Source organism: Sphingomonas sp. PWP1-2 (assembly GCF_049898305.1).
Classification (GTDB): domain Bacteria; phylum Pseudomonadota; class Alphaproteobacteria; order Sphingomonadales; family Sphingomonadaceae; genus Sphingomonas; species Sphingomonas glacialis.
Window position 1 is genome coordinate 386,184 of the sequence record NZ_JAFCXM010000002.1, and the last position, 24,443, is coordinate 410,626.

Annotated in this window: 18 protein-coding genes and 2 pseudogenes; 13 read left to right on the top strand and 7 right to left on the bottom strand. The window is 67.4% G+C overall.

Annotated features, from left to right (window positions below; genetic code table 11):
* The first annotated feature begins 118 nt into the window (after positions 1 to 118).
* From ACP7C5_RS06720 to ACP7C5_RS06730, 3 genes are read left to right on the top strand one after another with little or no spacing between them, the layout of a single operon-like run.
* A complete protein-coding gene (locus ACP7C5_RS06720) occupies positions 119 to 1,264 on the top strand; it encodes an HlyD family secretion protein (RefSeq protein WP_426263636.1) in 1,146 nt (381 codons plus the stop codon).
* On the top strand, positions 1,261 to 2,778 hold the full coding sequence (locus ACP7C5_RS06725; protein WP_426263637.1) for a DHA2 family efflux MFS transporter permease subunit: 1,518 nt from the start codon (positions 1,261 to 1,263) through the stop codon (positions 2,776 to 2,778). The genes ACP7C5_RS06720 and ACP7C5_RS06725 overlap by 4 nt, the downstream gene beginning before the upstream one ends.
* 5 nt (positions 2,779 to 2,783) lie before the next feature.
* On the top strand, positions 2,784 to 4,250 hold the full coding sequence (locus ACP7C5_RS06730) for an efflux transporter outer membrane subunit (RefSeq protein WP_426263638.1): 1,467 nt from the start codon (positions 2,784 to 2,786) through the stop codon (positions 4,248 to 4,250).
* A gap of 26 nt (positions 4,251 to 4,276) precedes the next feature.
* Here ACP7C5_RS06730 and ACP7C5_RS06735 read toward each other — a convergent pair whose 3' ends face one another.
* The 3 genes from ACP7C5_RS06735 to ACP7C5_RS06745 form a co-directional block, all read right to left on the bottom strand.
* The gene (locus tag ACP7C5_RS06735) at positions 4,277 to 6,661 is read right to left on the bottom strand and encodes a hypothetical protein (RefSeq protein WP_426263908.1); all 2,385 of its coding nucleotides are present in this window, start codon (positions 6,659 to 6,661) and stop codon (positions 4,277 to 4,279) included.
* A gap of 519 nt (positions 6,662 to 7,180) precedes the next feature.
* Complete coding sequence (locus ACP7C5_RS06740) at positions 7,181 to 7,804, bottom strand: response regulator transcription factor (RefSeq protein WP_426263639.1); 624 nt, start codon at positions 7,802 to 7,804, stop codon at positions 7,181 to 7,183.
* 133 nt (positions 7,805 to 7,937) lie between these two features.
* Positions 7,938 to 8,627: an NAD(P)H-dependent oxidoreductase gene (locus ACP7C5_RS06745; protein WP_426263640.1), complete on the bottom strand. Its 690-nt coding sequence runs from the start codon at positions 8,625 to 8,627 to the stop codon at positions 7,938 to 7,940.
* A 406-nt stretch (positions 8,628 to 9,033) separates the two neighbouring features.
* On the opposite strand from ACP7C5_RS06745, the pseudogene ACP7C5_RS06750 reads away from it, so the two are divergent.
* The 5 genes and pseudogenes from ACP7C5_RS06750 to ACP7C5_RS06770 all read left to right on the top strand — a co-directional run.
* Positions 9,034 to 9,648: pseudogene (locus ACP7C5_RS06750) on the top strand (ABC transporter transmembrane domain-containing protein); the annotation flags it as partial.
* A gap of 102 nt (positions 9,649 to 9,750) precedes the next feature.
* Positions 9,751 to 10,509, top strand: a pseudogene (locus tag ACP7C5_RS06755) (ATP-binding cassette domain-containing protein).
* Positions 10,506 to 12,170, top strand: coding sequence for an ATP-binding cassette domain-containing protein (locus tag ACP7C5_RS06760; protein WP_426263641.1), 1,665 nt, complete (start codon positions 10,506 to 10,508; stop codon positions 12,168 to 12,170). Before ACP7C5_RS06755 ends, ACP7C5_RS06760 begins: the two are co-directional and overlap by 4 nt.
* Positions 12,171 to 12,198: 28 nt before the next feature.
* Positions 12,199 to 12,993: a universal stress protein gene (locus tag ACP7C5_RS06765; RefSeq protein ID WP_426263642.1), complete on the top strand. Its 795-nt coding sequence runs from the start codon at positions 12,199 to 12,201 to the stop codon at positions 12,991 to 12,993.
* An 81-nt stretch (positions 12,994 to 13,074) separates the two neighbouring features.
* Complete coding sequence (locus ACP7C5_RS06770) at positions 13,075 to 13,713, top strand: NAD(P)H-dependent oxidoreductase (RefSeq protein ID WP_426263643.1); 639 nt, start codon at positions 13,075 to 13,077, stop codon at positions 13,711 to 13,713.
* Here the strand turns inward: ACP7C5_RS06770 and ACP7C5_RS06775 are convergent.
* Positions 13,687 to 14,907, bottom strand: coding sequence for an acetate/propionate family kinase (locus ACP7C5_RS06775; protein ID WP_426263644.1), 1,221 nt, complete (start codon positions 14,905 to 14,907; stop codon positions 13,687 to 13,689). The two genes, ACP7C5_RS06770 and ACP7C5_RS06775, sit on opposite strands and share 27 nt — an antisense overlap.
* A complete protein-coding gene (locus tag ACP7C5_RS06780; protein WP_426263645.1) occupies positions 14,904 to 17,264 on the bottom strand; it encodes a phosphoketolase family protein in 2,361 nt (786 codons plus the stop codon). Before ACP7C5_RS06780 ends, ACP7C5_RS06775 begins: the two co-directional genes overlap by 4 nt.
* A gap of 353 nt (positions 17,265 to 17,617) precedes the next feature.
* Here ACP7C5_RS06780 and ACP7C5_RS06785 point away from each other — a divergent pair, with 353 nt between their 5' ends.
* Positions 17,618 to 20,044, top strand: a complete 2,427-nt coding sequence (locus tag ACP7C5_RS06785; protein ID WP_426263646.1) for a PAS domain-containing protein — start codon at positions 17,618 to 17,620, stop codon at positions 20,042 to 20,044.
* On the opposite strand, the gene ACP7C5_RS06790 is transcribed toward ACP7C5_RS06785, so the two are convergent.
* A complete protein-coding gene (locus ACP7C5_RS06790) occupies positions 20,041 to 20,946 on the bottom strand; it encodes a transporter (RefSeq protein WP_426263647.1) in 906 nt (301 codons plus the stop codon). The genes ACP7C5_RS06785 and ACP7C5_RS06790 overlap by 4 nt on opposite strands.
* A 172-nt stretch (positions 20,947 to 21,118) precedes the next feature.
* On the opposite strand from ACP7C5_RS06790, the gene ACP7C5_RS06795 reads away from it, so the two are divergent.
* The 4 genes from ACP7C5_RS06795 to xth are packed head-to-tail and all read left to right on the top strand — an operon-like array spanning position 21,119 to position 24,159.
* Complete coding sequence (locus ACP7C5_RS06795; RefSeq protein WP_426263648.1) at positions 21,119 to 21,505, top strand: thiol-disulfide oxidoreductase DCC family protein; 387 nt, start codon at positions 21,119 to 21,121, stop codon at positions 21,503 to 21,505.
* Positions 21,502 to 21,996: a DUF427 domain-containing protein gene (locus ACP7C5_RS06800; protein ID WP_426263649.1), complete on the top strand. Its 495-nt coding sequence runs from the start codon at positions 21,502 to 21,504 to the stop codon at positions 21,994 to 21,996. The genes ACP7C5_RS06795 and ACP7C5_RS06800 overlap by 4 nt, the downstream gene beginning before the upstream one ends.
* 10 nt (positions 21,997 to 22,006) lie before the next feature.
* Positions 22,007 to 23,362 (top strand): ABC1 kinase family protein, encoded by a 1,356-nt coding sequence (locus tag ACP7C5_RS06805; RefSeq protein ID WP_426263650.1) that lies wholly within the window; start codon positions 22,007 to 22,009, stop codon positions 23,360 to 23,362.
* A complete protein-coding gene (xth, locus tag ACP7C5_RS06810; protein ID WP_426263651.1) occupies positions 23,359 to 24,159 on the top strand; it encodes an exodeoxyribonuclease III in 801 nt (266 codons plus the stop codon). The genes ACP7C5_RS06805 and xth overlap by 4 nt, the downstream gene beginning before the upstream one ends.
* On the opposite strand, the gene ACP7C5_RS06815 is transcribed toward xth, so the two are convergent.
* Positions 24,152 to 24,427 (bottom strand): hypothetical protein, encoded by a 276-nt coding sequence (locus tag ACP7C5_RS06815; protein WP_426263652.1) that lies wholly within the window; start codon positions 24,425 to 24,427, stop codon positions 24,152 to 24,154. The two genes, xth and ACP7C5_RS06815, sit on opposite strands and share 8 nt — an antisense overlap.
* Positions 24,428 to 24,443: the final 16 nt, after the last annotated feature.

Below are 24,443 nucleotides of genomic sequence, written 5' to 3' on the forward strand. Positions count from 1 at the left end.
CATGCATATTATCTGCTTGCGTGGTATCGGCGGAAGCGGCAAGGCGCGACTGCGGTTGCACGCGCTATCCGAGTCCGATTTTCGTCTGCGGACCGACTGCTTTTCGAGAGCAAAGTCTATGAGTTTGGAAGATTCACCAGGTCGTTCGGCCGACTATTCCACGGTGGAAGACTCGACCCCGATCGTCGCGCCTGCTCCCGTAGTGGAATCCGCCGACCGCCAGCCCCGCGCCCGGCGTCGCTTGCGGACGCCCTTGCTGCTGCTGGCGCCGATCGTCGCGGTGCTGGCCATCGTGTATTTCTATCTGAGCGGCGGCCGCTACGAAGCGACCGACAATGGCTATCTCCAGTCCGGGCTTGTCTCAGTCAGCGCGAATGTCAGCGGCCCCGTCGTCGCGATCGCGGTCCACAACAACCAGCGCGTCAAGGCGGGCGACGTCCTGTTCCGGATCGACCCGGCCCCGTATCAGGCGGCCGTCGACGAAGCCGCCGCCGAACTGGCCAGTGCGCGCACCCAGGTCGCCTCGGTCCGCGCGAGCTATCGCGAAGGCGAAGCGACGCTGCAGGCCGGCCGCGACAAGCTCGTTTACGCGCAGCGCGAGGCGGCGCGCCAGAAGGCGCTGCTCGCCGAGGGCATCTCGTCGCAAGCGCAATACGACCAGGCGGTGCTCGCCGCGCAGACCGCGCGCCAGCAGATCGCGACCTCGGTCGAGCAGAATGCCGGCGTTGCCGCGACACTGACCGGCAGCGTCTCCGCGCCGACCGAGCGGCAACCGGCGGTCCAGCGAGCACAGGCCGCGCTCGAACGCGCGCGGCTCAACCTCGGCTATACCGTGGTCCGCGCCGCGCAGGACGGCATCGTCACCAAGGTCGATCAGCTCCAGCTTGGCAGCTATGTTTCGGCGGCGAAGCCGGTGTTCACGCTGGCGGGGACGCGGCTGTGGGTCGAGGGCAATTTCAAGGAAAACCAGCTCGACCATATGCGCGTCGGCCAGCGCGCGACCTTCAAGATCGATGCCTTTCCCGACCTCAAGCTGACTGGCCGCGTCGCGAGCTTCAGCCCCGGCACCGGCAACAGCTTCGCGCTGCTCCCGCCCGAGAACGCGACGGGGAACTGGGTCAAGGTGGTCCAGCGCCTGCCGATCGAGTTCAGCATCGACCAAGTGCCGCGCGATATCCCGCTCCATGCCGGGCTGAGCGTCGAGGTCACGGTCGATACCGGCTATCAGCGCCATCTGTTCGGCGCCGCGACCCCGGTGCGATGACGAGCGCCTATCCGGCCCCCGCCATCCGCAATCTGATCACCGCCTCGGTGATGGCGGCGACCGTGATGAACTCGCTCGACAGCACGATCGCCAACGTCGCGCTGCCGCATATCCAGGGCAGCGTCTCGGCATCGAGCGAGGAGATCACCTGGGTCCTGACCTCCTATATCGTCGCAGCCGCGATCATGACGCCACTCACCGGCTGGCTCGCCGGGCGCTTCGGCCGCAAGCGGTTGATGCTGTGGTCGATCGTTGGTTTCACTGTCGTGTCGGGCTTGTGCGGGTTGGCCAACAGCCTCGGCGAACTCGTCGGCTTCCGCTTGCTGCAGGGCGTGTTCGGCGCAGCGCTGGTCCCGATGAGCCAAGCGATCCTGCTCGACATCAATCCACCCGAGCGCCACGGCCCGGCGATGGCGGTGTGGGGCATGGGCGCGATTCTCGGGCCGATCATCGGCCCCGCGCTTGGCGGCTGGCTGACCGACAATCTCACCTGGCGTTGGGTGTTCTACATCAATCTGCCGATCGGCATCCTCGCCTTTGTCGGTCTGTCGGGCTTTCTCACCGAGACCAAGGACGCCGCGCGCCCGCGGCTCGACGTGTTCGGCTTTGCGATGCTCGCGCTCGCGATCGGCGCGTTCCAGCTGATGCTCGATCGCGGGCAGACCAAGGACTGGTTCAGCTCGCTCGAAATCTGCATCGAGGGAGGGCTCGCTCTGTTCTTCGGCTATCTCTTCGTCGTGCACACGCTGACCGCAAAAAAACCGTTCATCGACATCGGGATGTTCAAGGATCGCAATTTCCTGACCGGCTCGATCTTCGGCTTCTTTCTCGGCACCGTGCTGTTCGGCGTGCTCGCTTTGCTGCCGACGATGCTCGAGACGCTGATGGGCTATCCGGTGGTGCTGACCGGGCTCGTCACCGCGCCGCGCGGGATCGGCACGTTGATCTCGATGATCATCGTCGGGCGGATCATCAAACGCGTCGATGCTCGGCTGCTGATCTTCGTCGGCTTCGCGCTGGCGGCGGTCTCGCTCTACATCATGGCGGGCTTTTCGCTGCAGATGAGCGAGCGGCTGGTGATCGTCTCGGGCTTCATCCAGGGGCTCGGCACCGGGCTCGTCTTCGTGCCGCTGACGACGATCGCGTTCGCGACGCTCGACGTCAAATACCGCAACGAGGGCGCGGCGATGTTCACGCTGACGCGCAATATCGGCTCGGCGGTCGGCATTTCGGTGCTTCAGGCGCTGACCATCCGAAATGCCGCGGCGGTGCATTCGCGACTGACCGAAGGCGTCCGGCCCGATAATCCCGCGCTGGCGCAAGGCTTCGACTTCAATCTCCCAAGCGCGGTCGCGGCGCTCAATGCCCAAGTCACCCGGCAGGCGTCGATGGTCTCCTATATCGACGCCTTCTGGCTGCTGTTCGTGCTGACGCTCGCGGTGATTCCGCTGCTCCTGCTGATGCGCGGCCCGCGCAAGGGCGCGGCCGACGGCCCAACGATCCATATGGACTGATGCCAATGCGCTTTCTCCCGATCCTCCTCGCCGCGACCGCGCTCGCCGGCTGCACCGTCGGCCCCGACTTCGCGCGCCCGCAGACGCCGGGGGTGACCGGCTACCAGCCACCGAGCGAGCAACGCGTCGCGGTGCGCGGTGCGCCTGCGGTGACGCTCGGCGCGGGGCCGGCGCAGCGCTGGTGGACGGCGTTCGGATCGCCCGAAATGGATGCGCTGGTCGACCGTGCGATCGCCAACAATCGCAGTTTGGCGGCGAGCAATGCGACGCTTGCCGCGGCGCTCGACCAGCTGCGCGCCGTCGCGGGTCGCCGTCTGCCGCAGATCGACGCAAATGCGCGCGTCGATCAGCAGCAGGTCAATCTCGCGGGCTTCGGCTTTTCGGGCAACAATCCGCTCGCGCCCGGCGGCAATCCCGAATTCCATCTCTATTCGGTCGGCGGCGGGATCAGCTACGATCTCGATCTGTTTGGCGGGCTGCGCCGTCAGGTCGAGCAAAGCGCCGCGCAGGTCGAGGCGCAGCAACGCCAGACCGAGGCGGCGCATCTCTCGATCGCCGGGCAGGTGGTCAACCAGGTGCTCACCGTCGCCGCGATCCGTGCGCAGGTCGCGACCGCCAATGCCTTGCTCGCCGAGGATCTGCGCAACGTCGATCTGACGCAGAAGCGGCGGAAGGGCGGCGAGGGTACGCTGGTCGAGGTGCTCAACGCGCAAAGCCAATACACCGCCGATCGCGGCGACATCCCGCAGCTCGAGCAGCAATTGGCCGAAGCGCGGCACTTGCTCGCGACGCTGGTCGGCATCGCGCCGTCGGAGCTCGGCGAGACCGAGTTCGACATCGCCAAGCTGACCTTGCCCACCGCAATCCCGGTCGCGCTGCCGTCCGAGCTCGTGCATCGTCGGCCCGATATCCTCCAGGCCGAAGCCGATCTGCATGCCGCCGCCGCCGGGGTCGGCGTTGCGACCGCGCGGCTCTATCCCGACATCACGCTCGGCGCGACGCTGACGCAGGGCGCACCGGGGATCGGCGACCTCGTCAAGAACGCGTTCCGGGGGTACGACATCTTCGCCGGCGTGACCGCGCCAATCTTCCATGGCGGGACGCTCAAGGCGCAGCGCGCGGCGGCGATCAACCGCGCCAAGGCGAGCGAGGCGACCTATCAGCAGACCGTGCTGACTGCATTCGGCCAAGTCGCCGATCTGCTCTCGGCGATCCAGAGCGACGCGCGTTCGGTGGTCAACCAGCGCGAGTCGGTCGCGGTCGCCGAACGATCGCGCCATCTGTCGCAACGCAGCTATCAGGTCGGCAATTCGGGCATCCTCCAAGTGCTCGAGACCGAGCGCCTGTATCAGCGTGCCCGCAATGGCCTGGTGCTGGCGCAGACGCGCCAGTTCCTCAACGTGGCGCGGCTATACGTGGCAACGGCAGGCGGCTGGACCGGACCTGCCCCCGAAGCGCCAGTCGCGGGGTAACCACACCCTTTTCAACCGCCGGATCGTTAGGGCGCGGCTACCGTTGCGGTGGCTTCGGGGGCATCGCGCAGCCGCAGGTAGATCCGCCCTTCGGCGCTGGCGCGCGTGGTGATTTCGGTCGCGACGAAACCGTCGGGGATCGCTTGGCTCGGCTGCATCTCGGCGTTCGTCCCGACCGCTTCGATCAGGAAGAAGCGGTTGCCCGACAGCTTGCAGACCTTCCGCGCCGCGCAGCTGATCGTGTGGATTTCGGGGAGTCGCACGACCGTGGCGAGCGGCGTCCACGATGACCCTGCGCCGTCGCTTGCGATGCGGAAGCGCAGGGCGCCATAGGCCGTGGGCCCGAGCGCTTCGGCCGGGTTGATCGAGACGATCCCCGTCTTGGCGTCCTGCAGATCATAGCCCTTGCCCGCCGCGACCATCGTGCTCGTACGCCCGTCGACCGTCCCGATCTCGATGCTTTCGCGCCCCGAAAGCGGGGGGGCGTCGTTGAGGTGGAAGGCAAAGGTCAGTCGCGCGTCCTGCGCAAAGACCGCGGTGCCGGGCAGGGTGATCGGCAAGGCGCCATCACGCACCGGCGCCCGCGCCGTAACGCGGAGCAGCGTTGCCGAGACGCGGTGCGGTGCGATCGTCACGCTCAGCGATTTGTGGCGTCCGCCGACATAGCTGATGTCGGCGGGAAGCGTCGTGCCCGCAGCGAGCGCCATTGCGCTGGCCGGATTGGCGGCCTGCAACGCGACGCGATCCTGCTTGCCGACGCGAGTCAGCGCGCCCGGCTGGAAGGCGAGGGTGCCGAGCGTCACTCCGATCACTTGGTCGAGCCGCGTGCCGGTCAGTGTGGCCTGGTCGTCGCCCGCGTGGAAGCTCAGTTCATCGACGCTTCCGGCCTGTTGCAGCGCGCGCAGCGGGAGTTCGGTCGGCGTTGCGACGCCCTTTTCCTCGATCACGATCGAGACCGTGCCGGGTTCGGATTGCTCGAGCGGGACGGTCGCGACGATCCCGTGCGTGGCCGATTGCTTCCAGCTGAGCGGCTCGACCGCACCATCGCCGCGCCGCAGCCCGATCTTGGTGACGCACCCTGCGCTGCCGCCGGACAGTTGCAGTTCGTTCGAGCGGCCGACGACCAGCGCGGTGCGATCGGTTGCCTTCCACGTCCCGTCGCCCGGCTTGGTCAGGACGTAGCTCGGGCCATCGAACGACGAAAAGCCCCAGGCACCGTGCAGTTGCGCCGAGATCACCGGGCCGAACGGCCCGAACGGAATGTCGCCCGTCGCGACGAAGCCGCCAAGGCTTGGATCGGCGCGGACCGGCATCTCGGCTTGCGTCCCGTCAAGCCGCTTGAGCCGTAATACCATGTCGTGCGCATAGCCCGTGGCATAGACCAGCGGTGCGCCTTCGACTGGCAATATGACCCCTGGTGCGGCGCACAGCATCGTCGCCGGCAGTGGCTGGCGCAGCGGCGGCGGCTTGGGCGCTTCGATCGCCGGGAGCGCGACGACTATCACCGAGGTCGGCTTGGCGAACGAGACCGGCGTGTTGAGCAATACCGTCACAGTGCCGTTACGCTGCTGCGCGAGCGCCGGAATGAACTGGAGCTGCGTCGACTGGAACGCGCCGAACATCCGGAACAGGTCGCGCACCACGCCGATATACGAGCTGTACGAGCCGTATCCGGCTTGCGGTGTCGCGCTCAGCTGGAAAGCGAGGTCGGTCGGCGCGCCGGCGAGCGTGTCGGCGAGCGCCGAACTGTGCGTGTCGGCGAGCAACAGCGTCTCGCGGTCGCCCGTGAGGCACGCCGATTGGACTTCGGTCGGCTGCGCGAGGCATTCGGCCTTGAGCTTGACCGCAAGGCTGCGCGTCAGGACCGGCGAGACGGCGGCAAGGCTCTCGGGGTTCTTGCGCTCGGCACGCTGCATCTCGAGGAGGAAGGTGTCGAGCCGTGCGCGGTCGAGCGAGGCCTGGTTCAGCTCTTGCGCCGCGCGGACGAACGCACCGGGCTGTTTGCGGACCGCGCTGATCACCGCGTTTGCGCCGCCGCCACGCTCGGGAACGATGAACAGCGCCATCTGCTGTGCGTCCTTGGGGACGACGAGCGACAGGCTGGCGTTCTTCTCCCGCCAACTCTCGGCCTCGCGGAACCAGTCCTTACCGGGGCGATCGACCGCGCCGCGCAGGAACACCGCGATCAGCCGATAATGTTCGTCATGCCCCGCAAGGGGGGCGAGCTTGACCGAGATGTGATCGCCTTCGGCGAGGTTGGGCACGCGCTCGAGCGGGAGCGTAACGCCGTCGCGCACCACGCTGACGTCCAGTCGGGGGCCGACAAGGTCGAACGAGGAGGACGCCGCCTCGACGGCGGGCGCCGCCAGCAACAGACCGAGAAGACCGACGATAGGAGAAAAACGCAACACGGTGTCCACGGCTCAATTTCTGCTTGCCGCGGCCTATGCCGTTGGCGTGTGGCGACAATGCGGCTGAAGGCATGCGGCCGCAACCCCGCATGCGGCCAGCTCGCGGTGGTCGGTGCCAAACCCCGGCGACCGCCTGACCCCGCGATCCCGCCTGCGTCGCAACCCCGTCTTGATCGCAGGGTCCTCACGCCCGGATCGCCCTTATCGCGGGGATTGCGCTCCTTGCGCGGCTTTTGAGGTTCGGCGATCCGGTGATTTCCCGTTGACGAGGAATTCCCATACGGCACCGCGCACGCCGTGTCGCCCGGCGCCTTCGCGCGATATCGACGTCTTGGATCGCAAGCCGATCGGCTTGCTTTTGCGCGACATGTCCGCCGCACGGCTACCGCCGCGCTCGGGGGTGCGCGCCTATGAGGCGATGGCAACGGTTTCGCCGGTCGTGCTCGTGCTGCTCGCGGCGGGCGTCGTGGCAGGTACGATCGCGTCTGGAGCGTCGGATCGGACCGGCGGTCCGGGTACTCAACCGCGCGAGCTGCCCAACCCCGCGGCAAAGGCGATCCGCAGCGCTTCGGACAAACTGCGCGCGTGCAGCTTGGACATGATGTTGGCGCGGTGGACTTCGACGGTGCGCGGCGAGATGCCGAAGTCGTAGGCGATCGTCTTGTTGGGCAGCCCTCTCGCCAGGCCCTCAAGGACCTCGCGTTCACGCGCCGTCAGTGCGCCGATCGCGATCGCAGCGTCGGCCGCGCGCACGGCATCGGCTTCGGAACGATCGATCCGCTCGAACGCCACGGCGAGCGAGTCGAGCAACAGCGCCTTGGCGAAGGGCTTCTCGATGAAATCGATCGCGCCGGCCTTCATTGCTCGCACTGCGATCGAGACATCGCCGTGCCCGGTCAGCACGACGACCGGCATCGCAATGCCGCGTTCGATCATGGCCTGTTGCACTGCAAGCCCGTCCATCTCGGGCATGCGGACATCGAGCAGTACGCAGCCCATCGCCGCGTGCTTCGCCTCCCGGAGGAAATCGACGCCCGACGCCCAGGTCTCGACCGCGAAGCCCGACGTCTTGAGCATGAAGCTTGCCGACCTGCGGATCGCTTCCTCATCGTCGATGATATGGACAAGTCTCTGTTCAGCCACCTTTTCGACTCCGTCCGCCGCGCAGCAGCCTAGGCCGGATGCGGCGGCGGCGCCATCCCGTGCCTGCCCCCGCTGCTTTTTGGCGCGATTGACCCGCCACGTTCGAGTTCTGTCGGGGAGTTCTGCCGCTTCCTCAGTGTGAAAGCTGCAAGCGGCGCGCGTCGTTCTGGCGGGCATGGCGTTCGCTCAGGACAGCGGCGCACGTCCGCCGCGCGACTTCGCGCACATCGGCGAGGCACTGGCGGACATAGGACTCCGATACGCCCTCGACGATCGAGTCGAAATGGACGTGTCCGCCATCGACCAATTCGAAGACCGTCGAGAGATAGCTGTCGATGCCCTGCCGGATCGAGGTCCACTGGCCATGTTCTTCAAGCCAGGGCCGGGTAGAGGCGGAAGCGCTGAAGCTGAGCAAGCGTTTGCCGCGCAGTGTCGATACCCGGTCGCCCGAGCGCCGTTCTGGCTCTTCGAAACCCGCGCCCAGCACGCGATCGATATAGCCCTTGATGATCGCGGGCGGCATGCCGACCCACAGCGGGTAGACGAAGCTGATGACCGCCGCGGTCTCAAGCACGGCGAGTTCGGCCGCGACATCGGCGGGCTGTCGGTAGTCCGGCGCGGTCGGCCGCTCGGAATTGGCGAGCAGTGCGTTAAATTCCATCGCATAGAGATCGCGGATTTCCGCCTCCTGGCCACAGGCGCGAACTTCGTCGCAATATGCCTGCGCGACGGCGGTGGTGAAGCTGCCGGCGCCCGGAGAACCGAGCACGACGACATGGCGAAGGGCGGCCTGTTCGGCAGCGGGCGTCGCGCCGTGTGTCATAGCGAGCCCCGCCCGATCGCTGCGGCTCCCTTTGCCGATCCTGATCTGGGCCAACGGGCGGCGTTGCGGGGTGTGCGGTTTGGCATGGGCTCGCTCCTTTGCTGACCCATCGAAGCACACGCGTTCGTCGGTGCGCTATACGGGTCTATACGGATCCGATGCCGGACGGCGGTGAGGGGTATTGCGTATTCGCCGGTGCGATGACGCTCGCTAGGCTATCGCGATGCACTCGATCCCCACGCAGCCCGATCCCGTCAGTGTTGTGCTGCGGCTCAAGTCGATCGTTCCTCCCACGGTGCGGCTTTGGCCTCCGACGGTTTTGCTGCTTGGCGATACGGTGGCGGGGATCGGGTTCGCTGGCGGTCTCGCGGGCGCGGTGGTGCACGTTCCGGCAGGGCTGAGCGCGATGCTGCCATGGTTGGCGCTGCTCGTCGGCGCAGGCTGCGCGCGCGGGGTATGTGCGCTGCTTGCGGCGCGCGTCGGCGCGGACGCGGCGCGGCGGACCAAGCGAACGCTCCGTGCCGCGCTCGTCACGGATCTGTTGGCGCGCGCGCCGGGCGGGCACGCGACGACGGGCACCCTGCTGGCCACGTGCGTCGATGAGGTCGAAGCGACAGATGGCTATGTCGCGCGCTTCCTTCCGGCACGCGCTACGGCTGGATCGGCGCCGCTCCTGGTGATCGCCGCCGCCGCGCTCGCGAGTCCGATCGCGGCGGCGATCCTCGTCGTCACGCTCATCCCATTCCTTGCTGCGATGATTCTTGCAGGCGGGGCCGCCGCTGACGAATCGCGGCGGCAGTTCGGTGCGATGTCGCGGCTTTCGGGCCTGTTCGCCGATCGCATCCGCGCCTTGCCGATCCTGCTCGCGTTCGGCGGGGAACAGCGTGAAGCCGAACGACTGGCGCGCGCTTCGGAAGAAGTGGCGCGGCGCACGATGCGCGTCCTGCGTGTCGCGTTCCTGTCGTCTGGCGCGCTCGAATTCTTCGCCGCGCTGTCGGTGGCGCTGGTGGCGGTCTATGCCGGGTTCAACGTGCTCGGATTGCTGCCGTTTCCCGTGCCCGAAAAGCTCGATCTGGCGCGGGCGTTCTTCGTGTTGGCGCTGGCGCCCGAATTCTATTTGCCGATGCGCCGGCTCGCCGCCGCCTATCATGACAAGCAAGCCGCACAGACCGCGGTCGAGCGCTTCCCCGATGCGCTGTTCGCCCCCTCGACCGCGCCGGTCGCCCAGCGCGCGCCCGAAACCGCGCCACGGATCACGCTCACGGATGTGGCGATCGCTTATGCCGGAACCGATACACCGGCGATCCGCGATTTCTCGCTCGATATCGCGCCGGGGACGATCGTCGCAGTGCTCGGCCCGTCGGGGAGCGGCAAGAGCAGTCTGCTGCATCTCCTCCTCGGGCTGGCGCCGCTGGGCGCGGGACGCGTGACGGTCGACGGTATCGCGCTTGGTGAGGGTGTTACGCTGGCGCCGGCCTCCGCCTGGGTCGGGCAGACGCCGTTGATCATCACGGGAACGCTGCGTGCGAATATTGCGCTCGCCTAACCGGCCGCGACGGCGCGCGAGATCGAGCATGCAGCGCGGCGCGCGGGGCTCGGGCCGATGCTTGCGGTGCGCGGGCTCGACGCGCCGATCGACGCGCGTGGCGGCGGATTGTCGGGCGGCGAGATCCGGCGCATCGCGCTCGCGCGCGCGCTGCTCAAGCCGAGCACGGTGCTGTTGCTCGACGAACCGACCGCGCATCTCGATCCGGTCGCCGAAGCGGCGCTGATCGAAACGATCCGCACGGCGTGCTGCGGACGCACCGTGATCATAGCGACGCACAGCGCCGCGCTCGCGGCGATCGCCGACCGGACGGTCTCGCTGGAGCTGCACGCGTGACCGCGCTTGACGCGTTGCTAGGCGAACAGCGCATCCGCCAGCGCCCGATGCTGGTGCGCGCGGCGGGCTATGCCGCGCTGGTCGCGGCGGCTTCCGTGCTGTTGCTCGGGCTTTCGGGATGGTTCCTTACCGCCGCGGCGATCGCCGGGCTCGCCGGGCCGGTCGTCGCGCAGGGGTTCAACTATATGCTGCCGAGCGCAGGGATCCGTTTGCTGGCGATCGTGCGGACCGGTGCCCGTTATGGCGAGCGTCTCGCCAGCCACGAGGCGGCGTTCGGCGCGCTTGCGCGGATCCGCCCGGCGCTCTTCCGTGCAATCGCGGCGGCACCGGTTGCGCGCGCGCTGTCCTTCTCGACGGGCGAGGCGACGGCACGGATCGTCCAGGACGTCGGCGTGATCGAGACGCGCTTTGCAATGGCGTCGGCGCCGTGGGGAATGGCTGCGGCGGCGGTTGCAGGGGCGGGCCTGACGGTCCTGGGCGGGTGGGCGGCGGCGGCGGCGACACTCGCGTGCCTCGGCACGCTGCTCCTCGTCGCAGATCGGCTCGCGACCGCACTGGAGGCCCCGGGGCGGGCGGTGCAACGCGCGACCGGGGCGTTGAAGGACGAGCTCGCCGCACAGGCTGCCGCCGCTGCCGAGCTCCGCTGTTACGCCCTCGAAGGCTGGGCCGCGGCGCGAATTGCCGAACGGAGCGAGACGCTCGGGGACGCCGTCGAAACGCAAGCTGCGGTGCTGGGCTGGTTCGAACTGGCGCAGGCAGCGGCAATCGCGGTCGCTGCGGGTGCGGTGGTCGTGCTTGCGCGGGGGAATGGTGCGGCAGTGACGGCGCTCGCCGCGCTCGCCGCGGCGATGACGATCGATGGCGCCGCACCGTTGGTGCGAAGCCTGGCGCAGCGCGGCGCAGTCCGCGAGGCGGAGGCGCGGCTGGGCGCACTGCTCGACGGCGGATCGCTATCACCGACACGCCAACTGGCGGTCGCGTGGCCATCGATTACCTTTGCGCTTGCCGATGGCCCGCTGCTTCCCGGCGCACGAGTCCAGCTTGCCGGACGTTCGGGAGCCGGCAAGACACGCTTGGTCGAAACGCTGCTCGGCCTCCGCCCCGCCGAGCGCGGACAGGTCTGGTTCGACGATCGCGACCTCGTCGATATCGCGAGCGACCTCCGCCGCGAGATCTTCGGCTGGGTCCCGCAGGACGCGGCTTTACTGTCGGGAACCGTCCGCGACAATCTGCTGCTAGGCTGTGCGCAGGCCAACGAGGCGGCGCTCTGGCAGGCGCTTCACGATGCCGCGCTCGACATGCGGGTACACGGTTTGCCGCAGGGGCTCGACAGCTGGATCGGCGAGAACGGTGCGCGGCTGTCGGGCGGCGAACGGCGGAGGCTTGCGCTCGCGCGGGCCTATCTCCGCCCGGCGTCGTGGCTGGTGCTCGACGAGCCGAGCGAAGGGCTCGACGCCGCGACCGAGGAAATGGTTATAGCGCGCCTCGCCGCCCGCCTGACGAGAACGCGGCAAGGGCTGTTGCTGGTCAGCCACCGGCCGGCGTTCGCCGCGTTCTGCGACCAAGTCGTATCGCTCGACGTGCCAGGGTGGGCGCTGCCGGGCGGTCCGCCGCGCGTATCCGTAGGTTTCCCGATATCGGCGGGTGCCGCCGCCGCATAGCGTCGCATCACCATCAAGGGAGGCGGCGATGAAGAATGTTCTATTGCTCGTGCACGATGATACCGGGCAGGAATCGCGGATCCAGGCTGCGCTCGATCTGACCCGTGCGCTCGACGGCCATTTGTCGTGCGTCGACGTCGTGGTTCCGGCAACGCTCAACGGTGATTATTATGGCATCGCCGCGGTCGGCCTGCTCGAGGACGAACGGACTCGCGAATCCGAAAACAAGACCGAAATCGTCGCGCGGCTCGCCCGCGAGGATGTACGCTGGGATTGGACCGACGCGACTGGGCCGCTCGCCGACTCGGTGCTCGACGTGGCGAAACTCGCCGACCTGATCGTCCTGAGCCGCAAGCTCACCGATGAACGCGATCCCGACATGCGAGACGTCGCGAGCCGCGTGCTGATGCAAGCGCGCACGCCGATCGTTGCGGTGCCCGACACGCTGACGCGGCTCGCGCTCGCGCGCGTGCTGATCGCCTGGGATGGTCAGGGATCGGCAGCCGCGACGCTGCGGGCGTGCGTGCCGCTGCTGGCGCTTGCCGACGCGGTCGAGATCTTCATGGCGCGCGATGGCGGCGAGCGCACCGAGCCGACCGAGGCGGCGGAATATCTTTCGCGTCATGGCATCCACGCGACCATCCGGACGATCGACGACGGACTAACCGCCCCCGACCGTTTGATCGAGGCCGAAGCCGCACGCTTCAACGCCGATTACATCCTGATGGGCGGCTACACCCACGGTCGTCTGCTCGAGACGTTCGGCGGGGTGACCAAGCGGATGCTGGGCATTTGCAAACTGCCGTTGGTGCTGAGCCACTGAACGCATCCGCGCGGTCCTCCGTAGAATCCCGTAGCGCGCGGTCCGGCACCGCAGGGTATCGCGTTTACAAGGAGATCTCGCATGCCTGACACTCGTTCCAAGCCACCGCGGCACGTCGTCATCCTCTGCCATCCCGAGCAGGACAGCTTTAACGCAGCGATGGCCGCAGCGTATAGCGCGACGGTGCGCGAGCAAGGCCATGAGGTGATCGTCCGCGATCTCTATGCGATGGGGTTCCATCCCGTGCTGAAATCGGCCGAGCGCCCGGGGCCAGGCGAGCGCCAGTTTGCAGACGTCGCCGAAGAGCTCGCGGTGCTCAAGGACAGCGACGTCTTCGTCCTCGTCTATCCGATCTGGTTCGGTGGGCCACCGGCGATGCTCAAGGGCTATGTCGAGCGTGTGCTCGGCAGCGGGGTGCTGCCCGACGCGGTCTACGAGGGTACCGCCAAAGGCGTGCTGGCGGGCAAGCAATTGCTCAGTTTCACGACCTCGGGCCTGAAGGAGATATGGCTCGACGAGATGGGCCAGTTGCGCGCGCTCACCCAGGCGTTCGACCATTATATCGAACACGCCTTTGCGATGGCGCCGTCGCGGCACGTGCATTTCGGCCATATCACCCACGACATGGAGCCGGGCTGGGCGCGGCGCCACCTCGAGGAAGTCCGCGGCCAGGCGCGCGCGATCGTCCGCGCGCTAGACGGGCTCGTCGTCGCGGAGTGAGCGGTTGCTCGCGCCGAGCAGGTCGGCACTGTGCAGCGCGATCTGCGCGTCTTCCTGCGCGGCGAGCACGCGGAGCACGACGCGCGAGGAATTGCCGCTGATCGTCTCGGCGCCAGCGGCATTGCGGGCGGGATCGAGCGCGACTCCCATCCAGGCGAGCGCCGTCGCGGCGGTCGCTCGCACCCCGCAATCATGCTCGCCGATACCGCCAGTGAAGACGATCATGTCGACCCCACCGAGCGAACACGCCATCGCCGCGAGCATCTTGGCGAGCGAGTGCCCGAACATCGCGATCGCAAGCGCGGCGTCCGGCTCGGTCGGCGCGGCGGCGTTGAGCCTGCGCAAGTCACTGTCGATCCCCGATATGCCGAGCATTCCGCTCTCGCGGTCGACCAGCGTGGCGAGCGTCGCGGGCGTGTAGCCGCAGTCGCGCAGCAAATGCAGCAGGATGCCGGGATCGAGGTCGCCGGTGCGCCGCCCCATGATCAGCCCGCCAGTCGGCGTCAGCCCCATGCTGGTGTCGATCGAGCGGCCGGCGCGCACCGCGGTGACGCTCGCGCCATTGCCGAGATGCGCGATGATCAGCCGCTCGGGCAAAGCCGGCCCGAGGTGCCGAACGATCGATTCACACGAGAGGCCGTGGAAGCCGTAGCGCCACACTCCCCGATCGCGCAGTGCCTTGGGGAGCGGGAGTGTGCTCGCCACCGCCGGCATCGTCGTGTGAAAACTGGTGTCGAAACAGGCGATCTGCGGGCAACCCGGGAAATGTCCTTGCGCGGCACGGATCGTCGCCAGCGCGGCGGGGATATGGACTGGCGCGAAGCTGCGGACGCTTTCAAGCTGATCGAGCACCGCATCGTCGATCAGCACCGGCGCGAGCAAGCGCGGCCCACCGTGCACGAGGCGATGCCCGATCGCCGCCGGTGCTGGAAGGTCCGAGCGTTCGAGCACATCGACGACGTGGCCGATCCACGATCCTGGCGCGGCCTCGCCGAGCGAATGGTCGATATGGAAGCGTCCGGTGGCGGAAGCTGCATGCAGCCGAACTGCGCCGCCGCCCTCGGTCTCGATCTCGCCCGTCAGCAGCGGCTCGGCCTTGCCTTCGGCGACATCGAACAGCCCGAACTTGAGCGACGACGATCCGCCATTTAAGGTCAGGATCACCGTGCCCGCGCTTCCGCCGGCAGCAGTCATGCCGACCAGCGCCAGTCCAGGATCTCGGGCAGATCCTCGCCATGTTCGGCGATGTAGAGCTTGTGGCGTTCGATCGCCGCCCAATAGCGGTCGCGCGCCGAAGGCACTTGCGCCTTCAGCCTGGGGATCCGCTCGATCGCGTCGAGCGCGAGGCGATAGCGGTCGAGATCGTTGAGCACGACCATGTCGAACGGCGTCGTCGTCGTGCCCTCCTGCTTGAAGCCGCGGACGTGGATGTTGTGATGGTTGGTGCGGCGATAGGTCAGCGTGTGGATCGTCGCCGGAAAGCCGTGAAACGCGAAGATCACCGGCGTGTCGGTGGTGAACAGCGCATCGAAGGCGTGATCGTCGAGTCCGTGCGGATGCTGATCGCTCGGCTCGAGCACCATCAGGTCGACGACGTTGACGAAGCGGATGCGTATGTCGGGGACTTGCTCGCGCAGCAGCATCACCGCCGCCAGCGCCTCGAGCGTCGGCACGTCGCCCGCGCACGCCATCACGACATCGGGCGCGTCGTCCTGCACGCCTGCCCAGTGCCAGATTCCCGCACCCGCGGTGCAATGCCGCACCGCCTCGTCGATACCGAGCCATTGCCACTCTGGCTGCTTGCCCGCGACGATCAAATTCACATAGTCGCGGCTGCGCAGGCAGTGATCCGCCACCGACAGCAGGCAATTGGCGTCGGGCGGGAGGTAGATGCGCGCGATATCGGAGGTCTTGTTGGCGACCTGGTCGATAAAGCCCGGGTCCTGGTGCGACAGGCCATTATGGTCCTGCCGCCAGACGTGCGAGGTGAGCAGATAGTTGAGCGAGGCGATCGGGCGCCGCCACGCGATCTTGCGGCTGACCTTAAGCCATTTGGCATGCTGGTTGAGCATCGAATCGACGATGTGGGCAAAGGCCTCGTAGCACGAGAAGAAGCCGTGCCGACCGGTGAGGAGATACCCCTCGAGCCAACCCTGGCAGAGATGCTCGCTCAGCACTTCCATCACGCGCCCGCTCGGGCTCAGATTGACGTCGACCGGTTCGACATCGGCCATCCACGCCTTGCCCGACACGTCATAGACCGCGTCGAGCCGGTTCGAGGCGGTTTCGTCGGGCCCGAACAGGCGGAAGTTCCGGCTGTCGAGATTGAGCCGCATCACCTCGCGCAGATACTGGCCGAGCACGCGCGTCGCTTCGGCCTCGACCCCGCCGGGAGCGGTGAGCGCGATCGCGAAGTCGCGGAAGTCGGGCAGCGACAGCGGCTGGAGCAGCGCGCCGCCATTGGCGTGCGGGTTCGAGCTCATCCGGCGATGCCCGGTCGGGGCGACCGCCGAGATCGCCTCGGCGATCTTGCCGTTCGCGTCGAACAGCTCGGCCGGGCGATAGCTGCGCATCCAGGCGTCGAGTTGGTCGATATGCTCGGGCTTCTTGAAATTGGCGATCGGGACTTGATGCGCCCGCCATGTGCCTTCGACGGGCAAACCATCGACGATCTTGGGGCCGGTCCAGCCCTTGGGTGTCCGCAGCACGATCATCGGCCAGCGCGGGCGTCCGCGGGAAGTGGCGGGGGCCTCGCGCGCATCGGCCTGGATCGTCTTGATCGCACGCAGCACCGTGTCGAGCGTCGCAGCCATCTGCTGGTGGAGCAACGCGGGGTCGTCGCCTTCGACGAAATACGGTTCGTGGCCATAGCCGTGGAGCAGCTCGGTCAGTTCGCTCTTGCCGATCCGCGCGAGGATCGTCGGATTGGCGATCTTGAAGCCGTTGAGGTGGAGGATCGGCAGCACCGCGCCGTCGCGCGCGGGGTTGAGGAACTTGTTGCTGTGCCAGCTCGCCGCGAGCGGCCCGGTCTCGGCCTCGCCATCGCCGACGACGCAGGTGACGATCAGGTCGGGATTGTCGAACGCCGCGCCATACGCATGCGCGAGCGAATAACCGAGCTCGCCGCCTTCGTGGATCGACCCCGGGCATTCGGGCGAGACATGGCTGGGGATCCCGCCCGGCCAGGAGAATTGGCGGAACAGCCGCTCCATGCCGCTGCGGCTGCGCTCGATCGCGGGATAATGCTCGGTGTAGGAGCCTTCGAGATAGGCATTGGCGACCAGTCCGGGGCCGCCATGCCCCGGTCCGATGATATAGATCATGTCGAGATCGTTCGCGACGATCAGCCGGTTGAGGTGCGCGTAGATGAAATTGAGGCCAGGCGTCGTGCCCCAATGGCCGAGCAAGCGCGGCTTGATGTCGGCGAGGCTGAGCGGCTGTTCGAGCAACGGATTGCCGCGCAAGTAGATCTGCCCGACCGAGAGATAGTTCGCCGCGCGCCAATACGCGTCGAGCGCCGCGACCTGTTCGGGGGAAAGGGGATCGGACATGAGCGGCTCCGCAAGGGCCCCGGGGCAGGACCAGCTGCCGACGCGGCGGCCCCGCGCGCAACCGCGCGAGATCCGGCAACCGACCCGACGCTCGTCGCCGTTTGAACGCGCGCTCGCTATACGGGCTTACCCGTAGAGCGCTCCATCGGCATCCGCTGCAGCGGCGTGCGGGCATATTCGTAATCGCGGCGAGGACCAACGCGTGGGCCTGCGGCACCCCTCGCCACAATCGTCGAAATTGCTGGTATGATCAGAGGTTGCGATGTGCCCTACGAGCACGGTAACGCTATTCTCCGGCATGCGCGCGCATGCCGCTTGCGGAGGTAGGGTTGGTACGCGGAACGCAAGACGGCATGCCGGAACGCAGCGGAACCGCTGCGCGCTCGCGCGTGGCCGACTTGATGGACGCCGTCGACTGGGCGGCGCATCCGCTGGGCCCGCGCGAGGGCTGGCCGACATCGCTCAAGGCGACGCTTCATCTGCTGCTGGCGTCGCCCGAATCGATGTACCTGGTGTGGGGCGAGACACGTACCTTCTTCTTCAACGACGCCTATGCGCCGATCCTCGGGCCACGCATCGACGGGGCGATGGGCGCGCGCTTCGATGTGGTATGGGCCGATGCTTATGCTGCGGTCGAACCGATGTTCCTCGATGCCCTGCGCGGTACGCCGTTCCGCGTCGTCGATCATCCCGTTCCGATGGCGCGCTGGGGCGAGCCCGAGGAAACGTGGTGGACCTTTTCCTTCTCGCCCGTCTTCGATGATCTTGGCGCGATCACCGGGGTGCTGTGCATCACCAGCGAGACGACTGCGACGGTCGTCGAGGTCGAATCGAAGCGCCGCGTCGACCTAGCGCTTCAGCAAGCCGAGCAAAGCCTGCGTCGCGCCGAGGAAGCGGGGCACATCGGCGTCTTTACGGTCGACCTCGCGGAGGGGACGTTCACCGGATCCGCCGAGTTCTACCATTTGTTCGGCCTGTCCGATGATCGAACGACCGACGTGACTCGGATCGAGGACATGATCCTGCCCGAGGACGCCGCGATCGGCTCGAATGCCGCGGTGCGAGCCTCGCAGGCGATGGCGTTGCAAGTCGAATATCGCATCCGTCGCGCCGATACGCAGGAAGTGCGCTGGATCGAACGTCGCGCCGAATTCGAATATGATGCGAACGGCACCGCGGTGCGGCTGCTTGGCGTGGTGCAGGACGTGACCGAGCGCCGCGCGGATCGTGACGCGCTCGCCAAGCTCAACGCGACGCTAGCGGCGACGGTGGTCGAGCGCACCCAGGCCCTGCTGCTGCACGAGAACATCATCCAGTCGGACGCCACGGCGATTTGCGCGTTCGACACCGACTACAGTCTCATCGCCTTCAACCAGGCGCATAACGACGCCTTTTTCCGAAGCCACGGTTTCTACACCAAGCTCGGCGACGTGTTCTTCGAACTGTTCGTTCCCGAGCAGCGCGCGGCGATGCACGCCTTGATGACGCGTGCCTTGCACGGCGAAACCTTCGTCACCGAAGCCCAGTTCGGCAATCCAGAGATCGAAGCCCCGAGCTGGGAAATCCGCTATTCCCCGCTGCGCGACGCCGAGGGGCGGATCATCGGCGCGTTTCATCATGCGCGCGACGTGACCGGCCGGCTGCGCGCGAAGGCCGAACTCGCAACCGCGCAGGAGGCGTTGCGCCAAGCGCAGAAGATGGAGGCGATGGGCCAGCTGACCGGCGGCGTCGCGCACGATTTCAACAATCTGCTGACACCGATCGTCGGCGCGCTCGATCTGTTGCAGCGCAAGGGCCTCGGCGGCGAGCGCGAGAAGCGCTTGATCGACGGCGCTGCGCTGTCGGCCGAACGCGCGCGGACGCTGGTCCAGCGGCTGCTCGCCTTCGCGCGGCGGCAGCCGCTGCAGGCGGTTGCGGTCGACGTCGCTGCGCTGGTGCGCGGGATGATCGATCTCGTCGCCAGCACGATCGGTCCGCAGATCCGCGTACTGGTCGAGGCCCCCCACGACCTCCCCACCGCCACTGCCGACCCGAACCAGCTCGAGATGGCGCTGCTCAACCTGGTGGTGAATGCCCGCGACGCAATGCCCGATGGCGGAACGCTGCGGATCGCGGCGATGCCCGAGACGATCGTGCAGGACGGAGATCTCGCACCGGGCCGCTACATCTGCCTGTCCGTCACCGATACGGGCACCGGGATGAGCGCGGAGACGATGGCGCGCGCGGTCGAGCCGTTCTTTTCGACCAAGGGGGTCGGCAAGGGGACCGGGCTCGGCCTGTCGATGGTCCACGGCCTTGCCTCACAGCTCGGTGGCGCATTGCGGCTGCGCAGCACGGCGGGGGAGGGCACGTGCGTCGAATTATGGCTCCCGCAAGGGCAGGCTGTGGCACCGCTCGTCCCCGCAGCAGTGCCGCAATTGCTCGAGCCATCGCGCGGGACCGCGTTGCTGGTCGATGACGAGGAATTCGTGCGCTTGAGCACTGCAGCGATGCTCGGCGAGCTGGGATATGACGTAGTCGAGGCGGACTCGGCGGAGGCGGCGTTGGCGCTGATCGACGCCGGTGTGGCGCCTGATCTGGTGGTGACCGACCATCTGATGCCGGGAATGACCGGATCGGACTTCGCGCGGAGGCTGCTGCGCGGCGATCCGGCGCTGCCCGTGCTGGTGATCTCGGGCTATGCCGAGAGCGAAGGAATCGCGCCCGATCTGCCGCGGCTGACCAAGCCGTTCCGGCGCGACGAACTGCTCCGCAGCCTCGTCGCGCTCAGCCGCGGCTAGAAGCGGGTCGACAGACCGGTATACAGCTGCAGCCCCGGGGTTTCGCGATTGAGCCCGATATACGCCGCGGCATCGAGCTGAAGCGTCTTGGTCAGCTGATACGAGGCCGCGACATCGGCCGAATATTGCTGCGTGTTATGCCGCGGCTCGAAGCTCTCCTTGGTCCAAAATTCGGCATAGACCGTCGCATTCTTGCCCACCGGGTGCGACAGGTTGATGAGGTTGACGAGCTCGAAATGATGGCCCGTAACGGGGTCCTGGTTGGGCGAGCCTTCGTTGGCCGAGATATCGAACTCGGGGCTGGTGGTCAGCGTGAACTTGGCGGGCAGGGGAATGTTGACCGGAAGCGCAACGCTGCCCTCCCATTTGCCGTTGCCGACGACCGAGCCGGCCGTCGGCGCCTTCACCGATCCGATCACCGCAACGTGCGTCATCGAGCTGTCGGCGGTCAGTCGCTGCTTCGCGCGGACGAACAGATCGCCGACGCCGCCGTCGGTCGTCACGCTGCCATCGGCCATCCGCGTGCGGACGGTCTGGTACGGGGCGATGTTGACCTCGACATCGGTGTGCTTCCCGACGCCGTATTTGAGCGTGGGGTTGGTGTAGAGGATCGTATCGGTGCGAACGCCGTCGAGCGTCTCGCGCGTCCAGTCGATGAAATCGGTTTCGAGCTGAAAGGCGCCGGCGGGTACGGTGCACGCGACGCTCGCGCGCGTCGGGCGGTCGGTGCAGATCGGCGTCGGACTTGGCGCGACATTGTTTGGGAGCGGCCCGGTGCCCTGTGACGGATCGCCCTGCGCAGGTTCCTGCGCGAGCGCCACGCTCGGCATCGCTGCAAGGGCGAGAAGGATCAGTGCGCGCAGGCGCGGGGTCGAGAGGGCGGTGCCGCAACAGTTGGTCATCGTCGTTCCATGCGATGCGCGCGCGGCCGGAGCAAGCGGCAGTGACATGATCGGGGTCAACCGCGACTGGTGCGTTTCCATCAGCACGGTGTCGATCGCATCGCAACGGACGCATTGCCCGCGCCCGCGTCCGGGTGCATCCGAACGCTGCACTCCGGCGTTAGGCAATCGCATGAACCGTGAAGCCCCCCTTGGATCGAAGCGCGTCACTGTCTGGTTTGACGGCGGTTGCCCGCTGTGTCGGCGCGAGATCGCCGGGATACGGCGGCTGGACCGGGCGCAGCGTATCGACTTCATCGACATCTCGGGCGATGCGCCCGCCGCTTGTCCGATCGACCGCGCCGATCTGCTGGCGCGCTTCCATGCGCGCGAAGACGGCCAGATCCTGTCGGGCGCCGCGGCGTTCGCCGCGATGTGGCGCGCGATTCCGGTGCTGCGGCCGCTTGGATTGGTGGCGCGCAATCGCCACATATTGGCGATGCTCGAACACGCCTATCGTCTGTTTCTGCGGGTCCGCCCTCGGTTGCAGCGCCTCGCTTTGGGATGGGACCGCCGATGACACCCGAACCGATTCCACCAGCGCCCGGCCAGGAAAGCGTCTGGTCGTTCCCGCGGCCCGCGATCGCCGAGCCGAGTTCGGCGCGGATCGTGATCGAGCATCGCGGCGTCGTGCTCGCCGATACGCGCGCAAGCATTCGCACGCTCGAGACGAGCCATCCGCCGAGCTATTACATCCCGCGCGCCGATATTCTGGAAAGCGCGTTGCGCCGCGGTGCTGGCAGTTCGTTCTGCGAATGGAAGGGCGCGGCGACGTATTGGGACGTCGTGCTCGACGGCGAGACGCTGTCAAGCGTCGGCTGGAGCTATCCGAGCCCGACCCGCCCCTTTGCGCTGCTGAAGGATCATGTCGCCTTCTACGCCGCGCCGTTCGATCGCTGCAGCGTGAATGGCGAGACCGTCGTGCCGCAGCCGGGGGGTTTTTATGGCGGGTGGATCACCTCCGCCTTTGCCGGGCCGTTCAAGGGCGTGCCGGGCAGCCGATTTTGGTGAAGGCGTCTGCATGACCGACGATCGCGATTCTCGCGGAAAATCCGTTCCCAGCGGGCGCATCGCGCGGCTCGGGGTGTTCGGGCGATTGGCCGGCGGGGTCGCGGGCGGCGTGCTGGCGGAAGGCGCGCGTCGGATCGCCGATGGCCAGCGGCCGAAGATGAGCGACTTGCTGCTCACCCCCGCCAATATCGGGCGCGTCGCCGATCAGCTGTCGCACCTGCGCGGCGCGGCGATGAAGCTGGGGCAAATGATCTCGATGGACTCGGGCGATTTCCTCCCGCCCGAGCTGTCGCAGATCCTCGCGCGGCTGCGCAACAATGCGCATCACATGCCGCCGGCGCAGCTGCAGCAAGTGCTCGCGCGCGATTGGGGCAAGGATTGGCGGCGCCGGTTCGCGCGCTTCGATGCCGGGCCGCTCGCCGCGGCGTCGATCGGCCAGGTCCACCGCGCGCGAACCCCCGACGGGCGCGATCTGGCGATCAAGGTGCAATATCCCGGCGTCCGCGACAGTATCGATTCGGATGTCGACAATGTCGCGACGCTGCTGCGCGTGTCCGGCGCGCTGCCCAAGTCGATCGACATCGCGCCGCTGCTCGCCGAGGCGAAGCGGCAACTCCACGAAGAGGCGGATTACGTCCGCGAAGGTGAGCAGCTCGAGCGCTTCGGTGCGTTGCTGGCGGATGATCCCGCCTATGTCGTGCCGGTGCTCGACCGCGAATTCAGCGGTTCGGACGTCCTCGCGATGAGCTTTGTCGAGGGCGTGGCGATCGAATCGCTCGTCGATGCTGAGCAGAGCGTGCGCGATGCGGCGATGGAGTCGCTGATGGCGCTGGTGCTGCGCGAAATGTTCGAGTTCGGCCTGATGCAGACCGATCCGAACTTTGCCAATTATCGCTATCAGCCCGCGACCGGAAAGCTCGTGCTGCTGGATTTCGGCGCGACCCGCCCGGTCGCGCCGGAGACGGCAGACGGCTATCGGCGGCTGCTGGAAGCCGGGTTTTCGGGCGACCGTGCGGCGGTGCGCGACGCCGCGGTCGGTGCCGGGTTCCTGGGGGATGCAGCGGTCGCGCGGCACGGCGCGCTGGTCGATCGGATGATCGACGTGATCCTTGTCGAGCTCAACCGCTCGGGCCCGTTCGACTTCGGTGACCGCGCATTCGTCGGCGTCTTGCGCGATCAGGGGATGGCGATGGCCGCCGACCGCGACACGTGGCACCTCCCGCCGATCGACACGCTGTTCGTCCAGCGCAAGATCAGCGGCACCGCCTTGCTCGCCGCGCGGCTAAAGGCGCGCGTCGATGTCAACGCGATGGTCGTAAAGGCGCTCGCGCCGGCAAGCGACCGCCCGGCCAGCGAAGCTGCGTGAAGATTGCGACGTACAACGTCAACGGGGTCAACGGCCGCTTGCCCGTGCTGTTGCGCTGGCTCGCCGAGAGTGCCCCCGACGTCGTGGTGCTGCAGGAACTGAAAGCACCGCACGACAAGTTCCCCGAGGCCGCGATCCGCGATCTTGGCTATGACGCGATCTGGCATGGACAGAAGAGCTGGAACGGCGTCGCGTTGCTCAGTCGCGTCGGTGAGATCCACGAGACGCGGCGGGGTTTGCCCGACGATCCCGACCCTGCGCAAAGTCGCTATCTCGAGGCGGCGGTCAACGGGGTGCTGATCGGCGGCTTGTACCTGCCCAACGGCAACCCGCGGCCTGGGCCGAAATTCGAGTACAAGCTGCGCTGGTTCGACGCGCTGATCGCGCATGCCGCGGATTTGCTCGAGTCCGGTCTGCCGGTGCTGCTGGCTGGCGATTTCAACGTGATGCCGACCGAGCGCGACGTCTACAAGCCCGAGCGCTGGATCGACGATGCGCTGTTCGCGCCCGAAATCCGCGCAGCGTTCGCACGGCTGGTGGGGCAGGGGTGGACCGACGCGCTGCGCACGATTCACCCCGATGCGACGATCTACACCTTCTGGGACTATTTCCGGAACGCCTATGCGCGCGATGCGGGGTTGCGGATCGATCACTTGCTGCTGAGCCCTGCGCTCGCCGGTCGCCTGGTCGATGCGCAAGTCGATCGCGACGTGCGCGGGTGGGAGAAGACGAGCGATCACGCGCCGGTCTGGATCGAACTTGCCGACGCGCCCGTGCGCAAACGCCGCGCTAGCTGAGACCCGCGAACCAATCGGCGTAGGGCGTGGTGCGCGCCATGTGGCGCGTATAATCGGGCGCGGCGTCATCCCACCAGACCGGGCCGCGTTCGCCGAGCGCGTGTTTGGCCGTATTGACCGCGGCGCGTGCGGTCTGTTCCGCGGTCTTGTCCTTGGCCCGCAGCGCCGCGCCGACGGCGCGGCGTGCGTCCATCAAATCCCCGACCAGCGCCGTCCGTGTCGCTGCGTCGAGCGCGGGATTGCTCTTGCGCCAGAGCCGCCCGCGCACGACGAAATAGCGCCCG